General features: G+C 59.1%; 11 protein-coding genes. 6 read left to right on the top strand and 5 right to left on the bottom strand.

Annotation, left to right across the window (positions count from 1 at the left end):
* Positions 1-26: 26 nt before the first annotated feature.
* From FA91_RS07735 to FA91_RS07715, 5 genes are all read right to left on the bottom strand, one after another.
* Positions 27-5,105: an autotransporter outer membrane beta-barrel domain-containing protein gene (locus tag FA91_RS07735; protein WP_034914251.1), complete on the bottom strand. Its 5,079-nt coding sequence runs from the start codon at positions 5,103-5,105 to the stop codon at positions 27-29.
* A 348-nt stretch (positions 5,106-5,453) separates the two neighbouring features.
* Positions 5,454-6,227, bottom strand: a complete 774-nt coding sequence (locus tag FA91_RS07730) for an ABC transporter permease (protein WP_034914249.1) — start codon at positions 6,225-6,227, stop codon at positions 5,454-5,456.
* Positions 6,220-6,975, bottom strand: a complete 756-nt coding sequence (locus FA91_RS07725) for an ABC transporter ATP-binding protein (RefSeq protein WP_034914245.1) — start codon at positions 6,973-6,975, stop codon at positions 6,220-6,222. Before FA91_RS07725 ends, FA91_RS07730 begins: the two co-directional genes overlap by 8 nt.
* Positions 6,972-8,267: an acyl-CoA thioester hydrolase/BAAT C-terminal domain-containing protein gene (locus FA91_RS07720; protein ID WP_034914243.1), complete on the bottom strand. Its 1,296-nt coding sequence runs from the start codon at positions 8,265-8,267 to the stop codon at positions 6,972-6,974. Before FA91_RS07720 ends, FA91_RS07725 begins: the two co-directional genes overlap by 4 nt.
* Positions 8,264-9,328, bottom strand: a complete 1,065-nt coding sequence (locus FA91_RS07715) for an ABC transporter substrate-binding protein (protein WP_034914240.1) — start codon at positions 9,326-9,328, stop codon at positions 8,264-8,266. Before FA91_RS07715 ends, FA91_RS07720 begins: the two co-directional genes overlap by 4 nt.
* A gap of 408 nt (positions 9,329-9,736) precedes the next feature.
* On the opposite strand from FA91_RS07715, the gene FA91_RS07710 reads away from it, so the two are divergent.
* Genes FA91_RS07710 through FA91_RS07685 form a run of 6 tightly spaced genes read left to right on the top strand, consistent with a single transcriptional unit; the run spans position 9,737 to position 14,392 of the window.
* Entirely contained in the window at positions 9,737-10,435 is a 699-nt protein-coding gene (locus FA91_RS07710; protein ID WP_034914236.1) for a GntR family transcriptional regulator, read from the top strand.
* Positions 10,432-11,187 (top strand): ABC transporter ATP-binding protein, encoded by a 756-nt coding sequence (locus tag FA91_RS07705; RefSeq protein WP_034914234.1) that lies wholly within the window; start codon positions 10,432-10,434, stop codon positions 11,185-11,187. The genes FA91_RS07710 and FA91_RS07705 overlap by 4 nt, the downstream gene beginning before the upstream one ends.
* Positions 11,188-11,952, top strand: a complete 765-nt coding sequence (locus tag FA91_RS07700; protein ID WP_034914232.1) for an ABC transporter permease — start codon at positions 11,188-11,190, stop codon at positions 11,950-11,952. It begins immediately after the preceding gene.
* A gap of 3 nt (positions 11,953-11,955) precedes the next feature.
* A complete protein-coding gene (locus tag FA91_RS07695; RefSeq protein WP_034914231.1) occupies positions 11,956-12,936 on the top strand; it encodes an ABC transporter substrate-binding protein in 981 nt (326 codons plus the stop codon).
* Positions 12,937-12,948: 12 nt separating this feature from the next.
* The gene (locus tag FA91_RS07690) at positions 12,949-13,965 is read left to right on the top strand and encodes a zinc-binding dehydrogenase (protein ID WP_034914228.1); all 1,017 of its coding nucleotides are present in this window, start codon (positions 12,949-12,951) and stop codon (positions 13,963-13,965) included.
* 10 nt (positions 13,966-13,975) lie between these two features.
* Complete coding sequence (locus tag FA91_RS07685; RefSeq protein ID WP_034914225.1) at positions 13,976-14,392, top strand: PaaI family thioesterase; 417 nt, start codon at positions 13,976-13,978, stop codon at positions 14,390-14,392.
* Positions 14,393-14,400: the final 8 nt, after the last annotated feature.

Here is a 14,400-nt window from a genome sequence, read left to right as displayed (position 1 = left end):
GATTGCCCGGCCTCCCTATGCCGCACTCAGAAGGTCCAGCGAACCCCGGCGTTGTAGCGCCACCCTTTTGTGCCGTTGCCGTCAATCTCCTGGCGATAGTCGGCTTCGGCATAGAGCGCCACGCCGTTTTTAAACGTGGTGGTGCCGCCAACGCCTGCGTCCCACATCTGACCAAATTTACCGCTGTTGAAATCCTGACTGCTGCTGTCGTCTGCGCTCACCCGCATTTTTGCCGTCCCGCCCCAGCCACGAAAATAGTTGGTGCGCAAATAAGGCGTGTACTGACGGTTGGCATCGTCCCGCCAGGTGCGATCAAGGCGCGCGCCCAGTCGCCCAATGGTCTGATCGTAATCATCCCAGGCAACGTGGGTGCGATCCTTATCGGTGACGTCATCCATCCGTAAATGCAGATACATCACCTGCGCCTGCGGCTCCAGACGAACGCCGTTACCCAACTGCCACGGATAGCCGCTCTCCAGCGAGGCGCTCCATCCCTGGCCTTTCAGCGTCGCCACCTCTTTTTGTCGGGCAATGTCGGTATCGCCGCGATGCCAGTCGTGAGCCAGCGCGCCGTCAAGGTAAAAGCCGCTGTCACGCTGCCAGGTGGCATAGAGCGCGAGGCTGTCGCTGTCGACGTCTGTCGAGCTGTAGCCATCCGCCGCATGCGGACGGATGCGCGTATTGCCACGCGTGAAGGCGAGACCGCCGCGCAGGCTGTCCTGCGGGCCATCCAGCCTTACCAGGTTACCGCCGAGCTGGACGGCGTTGTAGTCCAGATCGAAATCATAGCCATAGTGGCGCAGGTCAGCGTTGCTCTTGTATTTCTGATTCGAGCCGAGATAGCGAATAAACATCTCACCGCTGCTGTCAGCCGATTCACGCCGTGCATCGCGCAGTTCGCCCAGCCGTTTGTGCAGATCGTCGGTCACCGCCAGGGTGTAGTAAGCCAGGCCAATCGGTGCGGAGAGGTAAGAAGGGAGCTGCGGCACCACTGCCGGACGCACCGCCCGGTTGCCTCCCGCCGTTTGCGGCTGGCAAAGCGAGCCATCCTCACAGACAAAGGTGTTCGCCAGGCGGTAATCGCGGAGTGTGCTGCCGCCGCCGGGCGCAAAACTGTAAAGGCCATACTGCCATGCGCCGTTCGTTGCGTAGCCGCCCTGCAATGCAAAGCTGGCAGGCGAGGCATTGCCGGTCACCTGTGCCACAGAGACGCCTTCCGAGGCCTCCGTCACGCCGTTGTTATTGCGATCGCTTAATGCGCCGCCGGTAAGCGTGGCGTTCAGCAGCGTGGTGCCGCTTACGTTGCCGTTCACCCGCAGGCTGTCGCTCTGTGCGCTGGTTTCATCCACCCGCGAATGCACGATCACGCGGCCGCCTGAGGAAACGAGATCGCCATTAATGGTCAGCGTGCTGCCCGGCGCGCCGCCGTTGGTCAAATCCAGCGTACCGGCGTTGTTTACCACCAGCGAGTCTTCCGTCGCGCCTGAAAGCTGCGGGTTAACGTTATTGCCGACGTACAGCGTGGAACCGGCGTCAATGTTAATGGTGCTGTGCGCCAGCTTCAGGTTGTCGGTCAGCGTCCAGTCGGTGTTGTAGAAGTTGAGAGTGCTCCAGCCCGCGCCAAGGTTAACGCCTCTGCGCAGATCGTCGCCGTCAGCGAAGGAGCCGCCCTGTGCAGTGATGTTACTGAAGTTGAGCGTGCTGCCTTCGCCGCCTGCGGTGGTAATGTGACGAGTGTTTGCCAGGCTCACCCTCGACACGGTGGCCACGTTGTTTTTACCGCTGCCCAGCGTCAGGCTGCCGTTAAAGGTGCCGCCGCTCAGTTCAACAACGTCCGTGCCGTTGCCGGTATTCACCTCGCCTACCACGCTGCCGCCAACCAGGGCAACCTGATCGTTGGATGCGCCTCCCGCCACTACCACGGTTTCCGGGTAAGGCGCGAAAATATCGCCCTGATTGATAAACACCGACTGACCGCCGCGCAGATCGATAACCGGCGACGTGACACTGAGCGCGACAATGGCGCCCCGGTTTATCACCTCGCTCGCGGTGCTGGTGACAATGGCCGAACCGCCATTCGCGTCATTAATGTAGATCAGTCCGTCAGCGATCACCCGCCCGGTGGTGTTTGCGCGCACGCCCGTGGCGGCACCGTAGGTAAAAATATTGTAGCCAGCGGGAATAATTAAATCACTGTGGGTAACGGAACCATCCTCATTGCCGAAAGCGTATCCGGTGGCCTGGTCACCCACCACCACAGCGTAAACGGAGCCGTTCGCATCAATCGGCGTCGCCGTGCGGATGCCGATGCCGTTATTAACCTCAATACGCACGTTTTTCAGCGAAATGTTGCTGGTTTCCGCGCGGTTGTTGATCACCGTTCCGCCCTGAGAACCCGTCAGCTGAATATCACTGGCCGTTAACGCCGAAGCGCCCTTCGTCAGTAAGAGGGTATCGGCGTTGCCGGTCGCGTCGATGCTGCTGAGCGGATACGCGCCTTCGGCGGTGTCACCATAAATGGTGAGACTGCCTGCATTGCCCACGCGCACCGCCGCGACGCCGCCAGCCGTCAGGCGGGACTCCTCGGGAAAATAGCGCGCCTCGCCGTCAGAAATATCCATCCCGATACCGGCGGGCACATTTATCAGGGCGTGATTGAAGATGGCGCTGCCGCCCTTCACGCGGATGCCGGTGCTGTTGCGCCCGGTCAGATCCACCGTCCCGGCCGGCGTGGTAGCAAAGGTGATGCCGTCACCAATATCAAACGCGACAGCGTTCTTGCCGCCGCCGGTAACCGGCGCGGTACTGGCCAGCCTGCCAGCGCCATACTTACCCACCGCGCCGGTGGTGTTATTGCCGTTCAACACAATGGGGCTGGTTATCGTCACATCAGCCCCTTCCTGCGCACGAATAGCGGTCGCGCCTTTGCCGTTCACGATGTAGTTGTCGGTGCCATACAGTGTGGTGCCATACAGCCCGTTTCCCCAGCCGTCGGCGAAAATACCGGTGGTATTGGCGCCGCTCAGGGTGACATTCGCTGCCGTCTGCGGGTTAAAAATGGTGCCGCTGCTCAGGTGATAAAGCGTGGAGCGGTCGGTAGTGACGTTGTAACTTCCTCCCGCACTGTTCACAAAGGCGTAGTTCGCGGCCTGATAACCCGTTTGATCGGGCTTATGGAAAATAACCGACGCGGTATCACCTGTGTTAAGCGTAGCGCCCTCGCGGACGTCGACGCCGACGGCGTGCCTGCCGGTAAGGTTAAGAGTACCGTTCTGATAAAAACTGGCCTGCCTGCCGGTAACCGTCACGCCCTGATCAGGTTGCCTGCGCGAGCCGCCTGCCACGTTGATCACGCCAGTCGACCAGGCGCTGGCGCTGTTACCCTCTGTGGCGATAACACCCATGCCGGTATTATTTTTGCCGTTAACATTGATGATGCCAGCGTTGCCAACCTGCCCGCCGCTACCTGAATTCACCGCCAGCATGCCGGTATTTCCTTTGCCGTTAACGGTAATGACGCCGTTGTTCAACGTTTGAGCCGTCGGGCCATCGCTGACGCGCATCGCCACACCGTCCTGCACTTTTGAGCCAATAATGATACGGCCGTTATTGATAGCGCTGGAATTATAATGTTGTACGATGCCGCTGCTGTGCGCGATGGCAATATCGCTTGTCGGATCCGTCACATAATTTTGCGGTGTGCGTCCCAGGTAGATGAGTCCGCTGGCCGCATTGATAAAGCTGGCGCTGTCGTCGTTCATCGCCACGCCCGCGCTGGCACCGCCTCTGTTTTCAGTGGTGCCCACGTTAATTACGCCTTTATTGATGCCGCTGGCATTATTCAGCACCACAGCGGTGCTGTTATCGGAACCGTTAATGACTCCGTTATTCACAAAACGACTGCCGTCTGCTGCAAAGACAGCCGTACTGCCCGATCCCACCGTGGTGGGATCGACGCCGCGTCCACTGGCGCGGTTAAAGAAACCGCCATTAATCACGCCGTTATTCACGCCCCTGCTGCCGTTCAGCAGCACCAGCGCCTCGCTGCTGGTGCTGGCGAGCTTGCCGTCAATACGCGTGCTGGCGCCGTTGGAGGCGCGCATTGCCCCGCCGATAGCATTGACCACCTCCAGCGTACCCTGCCGCCCGATGGTCACTTTCGCGCCGGGGCCATCGGCGCTTAATACGACGCGTTCGCCGATCGGCTGAGTGATTTCATCATAAAACTCATCGGCATCAATAACGTAAGCGATAACATCGCTGCGAATAGCAAATGCTTTATTCAGTTCACCGTTGTAGCTGTCTGCACCAAGATTGCCATGTTGAAGTTGAGCAATTAACCAGTCGTTATATTTCTGCAATTCACCAACGCTGCGGATAGTAAAGGCGGTGACGGTATTATCCCGCGTCCTAACCGTAAATTCATCCTGCCAGGTGACCACGTTGTCCACCCAATATCCCAGATTATAGGTATAGGGCGTATAGGCGCCGAAAAAGCCAATGCGATTAGCAGAATTCCAGTTCATTGTGCCCGTGCCTCTGGCGGCAAAGAGATCGCTCTGTTTGGCTGCCATCGTCCAGCCGTTGGTCGCGGCCGTAGTGGATGCACCACGCTGCCCAATATCGACATTAATCGTGCCGTTACTGACCTGTGCCACCCGGCTATCAATATATTGCCCGTCATTAACATTAAAAAAATTGGGCAGCACGGTATTTTCATCAATACGTGCAAGGGCATTTATGGCGGCAGAGTTATAAACCGATAATGTATTATTTGCACTGCCGTTTTCTTCCGGGATATTAATAATATAATTCTGCGGCCCCAGGTCGAGACGATCGGCGCCGATCACCAAATCGTCGGAAATAATTCTGCCCGTATGCAGTAATACCCCAATGGGGATGCTTCCGCCTCCATCCTGCCCTGGCGCAAAGTGTTGATTGCCGTGCAGAGTTTGTGTGGAACCATTGCAAACACAAAAGACGCCAGCACGATTGTCATTGAATTCAGGCGTAAAAGGCTTAAGCGTAGCGGACAAGGAAGAGGCTGGCGCGATAATGCCACAGGCAGTAACAAGGCTGATAAAAACCGGATGAAATTTAAACATAACATTTTACTCCAGAGAAAAATGCAATGCTAAAAAGATATTTACCGTTAGGGTTGGAAGTATTTATGGATATAAACGCCGAACGGCGAAGCAGTTGACCAACTACTTCGCTCAATATCGCCATTTTGCGACAACGCGTCCACATTAATTCATAGTAACGGTTAGCAATAATCAGAAATTAAGAATAATCCTGACAGCACCCCATTAAATATCGGCACTACCCTCATAATAACCAACATTGATTTTTATAAGATAAATATTATTATTTAGCGCACTACCCTAATGAAATTTTATTCATCGATCTGTTCTAAAATACTTATTTTTCAATATCGCTTTATAACACAGCCTTTATTTATGGTCTCCCTGCCGGTTCGCTTCCCAAAATACCACCCGGCGCTGAAGCCAGCGCACCAGCTGCGCGCCCGTCATGCCAATAATTGCCAGCAGCACCACGCCGGAAAACATCGTGGAGAGACTCATGCTGACCGAACTGGAGGCGATCAGATAGCCAAGTCCGCTCTGCGCGGAAAGAAATTCCGCCACCACCGCGCCAATCAGCGCCAGCGCCACGCCAATCTGTAACCCGGCGAAGATCTCGCCTGCGGCGGAAGGCAGCTTGACGTGTAACAGCAGATAGCGGCGGGAGGCGGAAAAGGCGCGACAGGCGTCCAACAGCTCGGCATCGGTGCGGCGAATGCCGTTAACCGTATTAACAAACAGTGGAAAAAAGCACACCAGCGCCACCAGCACGATCTTTGACGCCGCGCCAAAGCCAAACCACACCAGAATTATCGGCCCCAGCGCCACCTTTGGCGTGGATTGCAACGCGATCAACAGTGGGTACACAAAGCGTTCAAAGGTCTGCGACTCCGCCAGTGCCACGCCAAACAGCACGGCCAGCAGGCTGCCGATCAGATAGCCGCTGAGCGTTTCGCCAAGGGTGGTGGCAATATGCGGCCACAGGCTGCCGTCGCTGAACCCCTGCGCCAGCGCGTTCCAGACGGCCACCGGCGACGGCAGCAAATAATCCGGGATGGCAAAAAAACGCACGCAGAGAAACCAAATCAAAATCAGCGCCGCCAGGCTGATCAGCGGATAAAGTAGCGGTATCACTTTACGCATGGGTGAAAAATCTCCGTAGATGCTGGCACAGGGCCATAAACTCAGCGTCCGCCAGGGTATCCAGCGTGCGCGGACGCGGTAGTGGAATGCTCAGTTCCTCAACGATGGTTCCCGGACGCGGGGACATAACCAGCACGCGATCCGCCAGAAATACCGCTTCCTGAATGCTGTGGGTGATAAACAGCACCGACTTCCGCTGCTCGCTCCAGATGCGCTGAAGTTCAAGGGTCAGCGCTTCACGTGAAAGCGCATCCAGCGCGGCAAACGGCTCGTCCATCAGCAAAAGCGCGGGATCGTGCAGCAGCATGCGGGCGATGCCGACGCGCTGCTGCATGCCACCTGACAGTTCAAAAGGATAGTCGTCGCCAAAATCCGCCAGCCCGACCAGATCCAGCAACGCCAGCGCGCGTCGACGGGCGTCCGCTTTCGGCAACCCCAGCGTGCGCGCGGGCAGCAGAACGTTGTTCAGCACGCTTTTCCACGGCAGCAGATTTGGCTTTTGAAATACCACGCCCGCCGCCCGCCCCGGCCCGTTTACCGCGCGCGAGGCAAGCTGCACCTCTCCGCGCGTGGCGGAGATCAACCCGGCGGCGAGCTTCAGCACCGTGGATTTTCCGCAGCCGGATGGCCCGAGCAACGCAACGAATTCGCCCTCCTCCACCCGCAGATTGACCTGCGCCAGCGCATCAATTTCACCGCGTCGGGTGGCATAGGTCAGCCCGACGTCTTTCAGTTCCAGCGCCGTCATGCTTTGCCCTCATGCGCCGCCACTGCCGCCGTCAGGAACGCCAGCACCTGCGGCCAGCTCTCGCGGTTGGCACGCGCGTTGGCCGAAGGCGTGCCGCCGCCGTCAATTCGCACGCCCGCCACCGGATGCACATTGGCAATGTTGGTGGTTGGTACCCAGGGAAAGCCAATCGCATGGCCTGCGCCCTCATGGCAAAGATGGATAACCGGCCAGCGGCTCTCCTTCAGATCGTCGACAATGCGTTCACACCAGGCGGTGGAAGGCCAGAAGCCGTCATCGGTGCCGGAAATCAGCATCACCGGCCCGTGAATACGCTCAACCGGGATGCGGGCATCGGCGAGGCGCTGCGCATCGCGCTCCACGTTAATGAAGGCAGGCGCCTGGCGGATCGGCGCGTCGGGCTGCGGCGGATGGTCGAAGGCATGCCAGTCCGCGTACGGATTATCCTGCCAGATATTGCGCAGCGGCTCGCCGCGCCAGCGCCAGGCGGTGGCATCGCGCGGCTCGTCCGGGGCGCCCGCGCGCAGCGTGCCGTGAATGACCGCGCTGGGTACGTAGCCGATCACCGCCGCAATACGTTCCGGGAAGGTGGCAGCGAGCAGCAGCGCCAGTTCGCCGCCTCTGGAGTGCCCCATCACCGCCACAAAATTGGCGCGGATCGGCACCTCGCTGGCTACCCAGTCGATAGCCTGCTGGAAATATTCCAGCGGCGTATTGGAGATATGCGCCGGCCGTCCTGGCGCTTTAAAGTACGCCAGCGCAAAGCCGATATAGCCCTGGGCGGCCAGCAGCGCCGCTTTCTGCTCAGGCGTGCCGCCGCCGGAGCCGTTCAGCACTATCACCAGCGGATGCGGTCCGGGCGCGGCGGGCAAAAACAGCACGCCGGACGGCTCTCGCGTTTCCCGTCGGGTGACGCCGGGCGCCAGAAAGCGCTGGATCAGCACCGCTTCAGCGACTGCGCCTCTGGCATCCTCGATCCGAAACGTAATGCGGCGCGGCAGCACGCTGTCGGTGAGCGCCGGATTGTGCGGCGGCGTGACCTGTCGCAGCGCCTCCACCGGCGTCATCGATCCCGCCTCCTGCCAGTCGCCGCTCTGCGGACAGGCGATCTCCGGATTGAACGTGCCGTCGGCGGTAATGTGGTAGTCGGCCCGGCTCTGCCAGACGCTGCCGTCGGGATGCGTCGTTGAAACCGTTAACTGCGCCGCGCCTGCCGCCAGACCGTGCGCGTGGATCCGCCGGGGGACATCAATCAAATCGTCGGCAATATCAATCTCTAACGTGATGCTCATTTCGCCGCCTCCGCTCTGGCGCGCAGCGCCTTTTTATCAAAATCGTTGAACGCCGCGACAAACTCGTTCGAGAAAATTTTCTCAAGCGGCACATTAGCATCGGGAAATTCCCCGGCTTTCGCCATTGCCGCGAGGGCATTGTGAATAACCTTCAGATCGTACTCGCCCGGCACTCTGGGCGAACCGTCAGAGCGGTAGAGTGTGCGAGCCAGGCGGCGTGACAGCAGCGTTTTGGCGTCCTCCAGCCCCTTGCCATCGGCATCGGCGGGTTTGCTCTCAGGATGCTGCCGCCAGAACGCCTTCACGCAATATTCGGGATTGATCTCACAAACATACTGCGCCTCGGTCCAGGCGCGACCAAAGCGGCGGATCAGATCGGGGTTCTCTTTAAAGGTGTCCTGATGGGCAATAAACCCGTTGCCAGGGTTTTCCTGAAATACGGCGGGATAGGCGATGCGGCGAATTTTAGTGCCGGTGAGTTCAAAAATATCGCCCCAGCTGCTGTTGTAGTTCAGCGCGTCAATCTTTTTGCTGCGCAGCGCCTGAAACCCCGAACCCAGCGAGCCCACCGCGACAAACTCCACGTTCTTACCCGGCTCAAGACCGGCCACCCGCAGCGCAGCCCGGCTGTTGGGCAGCGTGCCCCAGGTCAGCGCGCCAACGCCGATCTTTTTACCTTTCAGATCGGCCAGCGTTTTGATGGAGGAGTCCGCCAGTACGGTATATTCCAGCGTCTGCTGCGGGGTGCCATTATAGAAGTAGCGCAGCGGCAGCGGATTTTTACCGTTGAAATAGCTGGAAATCACCGGTTCAGAAACGGGGTAGCCAAAGGTCACGCGCTTGCTGGCTACCTGCGGCAGCAGCGCGCCCGCGCCCTGAAAAACCAGCAGCCTGACCGCGAGGTTCTGCTGCCGGAACAGTCCTAACTCTTCCGCCGCCGCATAGGGCGCGCCGTCATGCACCGCAGGCGGGATCGCCAGCGCGACGGTGACGTCATCAAGCGCATGCGCCGGCACGACGCCAATAAGTGAGAGGGAAAGCACCAGGTACTTCAAACGCACGGGAACTCCTTAACCAGGCAACGGCAGTATTGTTGAAAAGCGTGGCGGCCAGGTTAGGCGATCCGCTGACGAATCGAAAAGAATCCTTTTAACTAACTTTATGAGAATTCGGCGTTAACTGGGCTGCTCACCAAAATCCTGTGTGGATCCGTTAATAAAACGAATCAGTGCAGCCGGGCCTGGCCCGCACGCCATCAGGTTCATTGCGCGCAGGCCATTGTTGATTCATTAATGCGCGTTATTAACCTGCTCTCATCAACACCCTGAGCAGCCCAGATGATGCGAATTTCGGGAATCTAATGCAGTTTTAATTATTAGAAGCAGGTGCCGACCTGACACAGAATGATCGCATTGAGCAGGTTAAATGGCGGCGGTGAGCCGCTCACAAAGAGGGGCCGGGAGGCCAACGTGACGCAATCTCTCTCGTTAAGCGACAAAGCATACCTGGCGATACGCCGCGACATTCTGACCTGTCAGATGATGCCGGGTTCGCTTATCACCGAATCCGAGCTGATGGCCCATTACCAGCTGGGTAAAAGCACCTGTCGCCTGGCGCTGGCGCGGCTCAGCCATGATTTTCTGGTGGAGTCGCGTCCGCGTAAGGGTTACCGCATTGCGCCTATCACCCTTCAGGACGTCGAGGAGATCTTTACCCTGCGCGCACAGCTCGAACCGCTGGCGGCCAGGCTTGCCGTCGGCAAGGTGGATATCGACTTGCTGAAAAAGCTGGAGGCGGACTGCCGCGTCGAACTGGCCGCGCCGCTCTCCACGCGCATCGACGTCTTTATGAATGCCAACAAACGTTTTCATCTGGCGATTGCGGAGGCGGCGGGCAATCAGCACCTGCTACGCACCCTGTCCACGCTGATGGATGAGATGGCGCGGCTGGTGGCGCTGGGCTTTAACGTTCAGCGCACCAAACCGGAGATCCGCCACGATCACAATGCGATGATTCAGGCCTTTGAAGAGGGTGACCGCAAGCGCGTCGAGACCATCGCGCGCAAGCATATTGAGACGTTTCAGGCGATGACGCTGGAGAAAATCTACGCCACGCTCGCCTCTGACGGCACGCTGTTACCCATTCAGCACAGGAGTATTTTTTCATGAGCGCACAGGCGGACGTACTGGCCCCGACCATCGGGCTGGAAAAGGTCAGCAAACGTTTCGGCACGCAAACCGTGCTACAGGAGATCTCGTTCAGCGTCTGGCCCGGCGAAATCGTGGCGCTGCTGGGCGCATCCGGCTGCGGCAAGAGCACGTTGCTGAATATCATCTCTGGCCTGCTGCCTGCCGACAGCGGCACGATTACCCTTCAGGGCGAAAGCATCGCGCGGTTCAGCCAGTGGCGCAGGCTGGGTTACCTGTTTCAGGAAGACCGGCTGCTGCCGTGGCGCTCGGTACGGCAGAACGTTGGATTTGCGCTGGAAAACAGCACGCTGCCCCGTGCGGAGCGCCGCACGCGTATTGATGACGCGCTGGCGCTGGTTGGGATGGAGAGCGTCGGCAACAAGTGGCCGCATCAGCTTTCCGGCGGCATGCGCAGCCGCATCGCACTGGCGCGCAGCCTGGTTTCCGAACCGGAGATCCTGCTGATGGACGAGCCGTTTTCCAAGCTCGATCCGCAAACGCGCAGCGCCATGCATGCCGAGCTGCTGCGCATCTGCCAGCTAAAAAATATGACGGTGGTGATGGTCACTCATGACGTTGAAGAGGCGGTGATTCTGGCCGACCGTATCGTCATTCTGCAACCCGCGCCGGGACGTATCAGCCAGATTGTTGACATGCCGCTGCCCCGCCCGCGTCTGCCGACCGGCCGGGACGTGGCGGAAAACGTCCGTCTGCTGCGAATGGAGGTATAAATGAAGTTTACTTTCTCGCTGTTGATACAGCGGCTGGCGCTGCTGGCGATTTTTATTGCGATATGGCTGGTGGCGGCGCGGAATATGCCGTCGTTCGTACTGCCGGGCCCGGAAAAAACCTTCAATGCCGTGCTGATGCTGTGGCGCAACCATACGCTGTTGCACGATATTGGCACCACCTTTTCGCGGGTGGTGAGCGGTTTCCTGCTGGCGACGGTAGCAGGCACGCTGGCCGGGCTGGCGCTGGGCGCAAGTCGTCGTCTGGCGCAGTTTTTTGAGCCGCTGCTGGCGGTATTCAATACGGTTTCGTCCGCCATCTGGGCCATTTTCGCCATCATCTGGTTTGGCATCTCCAATGCCACCACCATTTTTGTGGTGTTTATGACCGCGATGCCGCTGATCCTGACCAACGTCTGGCAGGGCGCGCAAACCGTGGAGCGGCAGTACGTCGAACTGGCGCGCAGTTTCCGCATGAGCCGCCTGCAAACGCTGACAAAAATTTATCTGCCCACCATATTGCCTTACTTCTTTTCCGGCGCGCGTCTGGCCTTTGGCTTTGGCTGGCGCGTCTCGCTGGTGGCGGAAACGCTGGGCGCATCGGACGGCATCGGTTACCGACTGCGGCAGGCGGGCGATCTGGTGCAAACGGATCAGGTTTTTGCGTGGACGCTGCTGCTGGTCTCGCTGATGCTGCTGCTGGAAGGCGGGCTGCTGAAGCCGCTGGAGCGCCATCTCTTTCGCTGGAAATCTCACACACAGGAATAACCCATGAAAAACGTATTAAAAGCGGCCGTGCTGGCTGCCGGGGCCTTCTTCGCCCTGAATTCATCCGCAGCTGAAAAAGTGCGCATCGGTTACTGGAGCAGCGGCGTGAGCCTTGGCTACGGTACGGTGCTGGAAAATAAAGACTTTTTAGCCAAACGCGGCATTGATGCCGAGTTCGTGCACTTCCCGGACGTCAATGCACCGATCAAAGCGCTGGCAGCCGGCTCCATCGACCTTGCCTTTGGCGCGCCGCTGGCGGGCGTGTTCAGCAGCGCCTCGGAAGGGGTGCCGATCAAAATATTTGCGGCGACGCAGCCCGCTGACGTGCAGTTTGTGGTGCCGCAGGGTTCGCCCATTACCTCGCTGGATCAGCTCAAAGGTAAAAAAGTGGGCATGTCGCCTGCGGGCTCCTCGGTGGCGGTGATCGCCGCCACGTTGTTACAGGGTAACAACCATATTGGCCCCAATGATTTTCAGCTGATTGGCGGCAACGAATCGCGCCTGGCGCAGTTCCTGGTGCAGAAGCAGGTCAATGCCGCCGCGCTTCGCTCCCTGACTATCGAACAGCTGGATGAACTGAAGGTGACGTCGCTTGGCAGCTTTGCCGACGAGTGGAAAAAGCTCACCCACAGCGAAGCCGTGCCCTATATCGGCGTGGGCGCCGTGCGCAGCCAGCTGATTGAGCAGCATCCGGAGACGGTAGCGCGCGTGGTCGCCGCGCTGCGCGACACGCTGGCGTGGGGCAAAGATCACCGTCAGGAGGTGGTCACCCTGCTTCAGCAGAAAGCTAACCTGCCCCAGCGCGATGCGGAAATTTACTTCAGCCGCTGGGACAGCATGAACCGTATCACCTTTGAACCGGCCGATATCGACACGCTGAAGCGTCAGCATCAGGTGTTTGTCGCCAACGGCACCGTGAAAGGCGACGTGCCGGACAACCTTTATGACAGCGCTGCCTGGCAGGCTGCTAAATCCATTAAATAACAGGAGAAATATGTGACTCAGACAATGAAAGCGCTGGTGCTCAATCAGCACGGCGATCTGGAAAACCTCTCGGTCGTCACCGACAGGCCGCGCCCGACGCTTCAGGCCGGACACGTTATCGTGCGCGTTAAAGCCTCCTCGTTTAACTATCACGATGTGTTTACCGTGAACGGCATGCCGGGCATCAAGGTGCCGCTGCCGGTGGTACCGGGCCTTGATCTTGCGGGCGTGATTGATGAGGTGGCTGATGATGTGACGGGCTGGAACAGCGGCGACCGCGTGCTGATTAACCCGTTGAAGCCCGGCGTTGGCCTGATGGGTGAGATGATCGATGGCGGCATGGCGGAGTATGCGCTGGTGGACGCTGCGCAGCTGATCGCCCTGCCCGACGCGGTGAGCTTCACCCAGGCGGCGGCGCTGCCGGTGGCTTACGGGACCGCGCACCGTATGCTGGTGACGCACAACACCATCAAACAGGGCGACCGCGTGCTGATCCTCGGCGCCAGCGGCGGCGTGGGTACTGCCTGCGTGGTGCTGGCGAAAAAACTCGGCGCAGAGGTGATCGCCTGCGTCGGCAGCGCTGAAAAAGGCGAAGCGCTTACCCAACTCGGCGCCGACCACGTTGTGAACTATCGCGAAGAGGATTTTTCACGCTGGGCGATTGCCCGTTACGGTAAACCGCAGCGCCGCACCTATGAGGGCGGCGTGGATGTGGTGATCAACTTTACCGGTGGCGATACCTGGCGCCCGTCGCTTAAGTGTCTGAAGCGCGGCGGCACGCTGCTGGTATGCGGCGCCACCGCAGGCTATGACCCGGCCGAAGATCTGCGCTACATCTGGAGCTTTGAGCTGACTATCAAAGGCTCTAACAGTTTCTATCAGGACGATCTTGAGGCGCTGCTCGACCTGGTGGCGCAGGGCGAGATAAAACCGCTGATCGACCGCGAAGTCCCGCTGGAAGAAGCGGCGGAAGGGTTGCGGCTGATCCGCGACCGTGAAGTCCTCGGCAAAGTCATTGTGACGCCTTAAGGAGAAGAACATGAGCGAATCGTTTGAACTGAGCGCCGCAGAAGTGCAGGAAAAGCTGCTGAAAGGGCCGTATCATCAGTGGCTGGGGCTGGAAGTGGAGAGCGTGGCGAAGGGCGAAATTACCCTGCGCGCGCGCTTTCGCGACGAGTGGGTGGTGAACACGGCCGGCGGCTACATTCACGGCGGCATCCTGGCGGCGCTGGTGGATTTAACCGCTGACTGGGCGCTGGTCGCCTGGGCGGGCAAGGGCGTGCCGACGCTGGATATGCGGGTGGATTACCATCGCCCGGCGCGCGGCGACCTGCGCGTTAAAGGCAAAGTGCTTAAGGTCGGCAAGCAGTTTTCCAGCGCCGAAGCCTGGGTTTACGACAGTGAAGATCGGCTGGTGGCGAGCGGCCGCGGTCTTTACGCCATGCCCGCCGCCTGAGGAGATAC

The sequence above is a fragment of the Erwinia sp. 9145 genome, from assembly GCF_000745075.1.
GTDB classification, from domain to species: domain Bacteria; phylum Pseudomonadota; class Gammaproteobacteria; order Enterobacterales; family Enterobacteriaceae; genus Erwinia; species Erwinia oleae.
Note: the sequence above shows the minus strand (reverse complement) of the source record. Positions and strands in the feature narration are given on the sequence as shown.

What these genes read in the sequence shown, in the direction of transcription:
- FA91_RS07730 (WP_034914249.1), bottom strand. Translation starts at nt 6,227, where the DNA reads ATGCGTAAAGTGATACCGCTACTTTATCCGCTGATCAGCCTGGCGGCG.
- FA91_RS07695 (WP_034914231.1), top strand. Translation starts at nt 11,956, where the DNA reads ATGAAAAACGTATTAAAAGCGGCCGTGCTGGCTGCCGGGGCCTTCTTC.
- FA91_RS07735 (WP_034914251.1), bottom strand. Translation starts at nt 5,105, where the DNA reads ATGTTTAAATTTCATCCGGTTTTTATCAGCCTTGTTACTGCCTGTGGC.
- FA91_RS07725 (WP_034914245.1), bottom strand. Translation starts at nt 6,975, where the DNA reads ATGACGGCGCTGGAACTGAAAGACGTCGGGCTGACCTATGCCACCCGA.
- FA91_RS07705 (WP_034914234.1), top strand. Translation starts at nt 10,432, where the DNA reads ATGAGCGCACAGGCGGACGTACTGGCCCCGACCATCGGGCTGGAAAAG.
- FA91_RS07720 (WP_034914243.1), bottom strand. Translation starts at nt 8,267, where the DNA reads ATGAGCATCACGTTAGAGATTGATATTGCCGACGATTTGATTGATGTC.
- FA91_RS07700 (WP_034914232.1), top strand. Translation starts at nt 11,188, where the DNA reads ATGAAGTTTACTTTCTCGCTGTTGATACAGCGGCTGGCGCTGCTGGCG.
- FA91_RS07685 (WP_034914225.1), top strand. Translation starts at nt 13,976, where the DNA reads ATGAGCGAATCGTTTGAACTGAGCGCCGCAGAAGTGCAGGAAAAGCTG.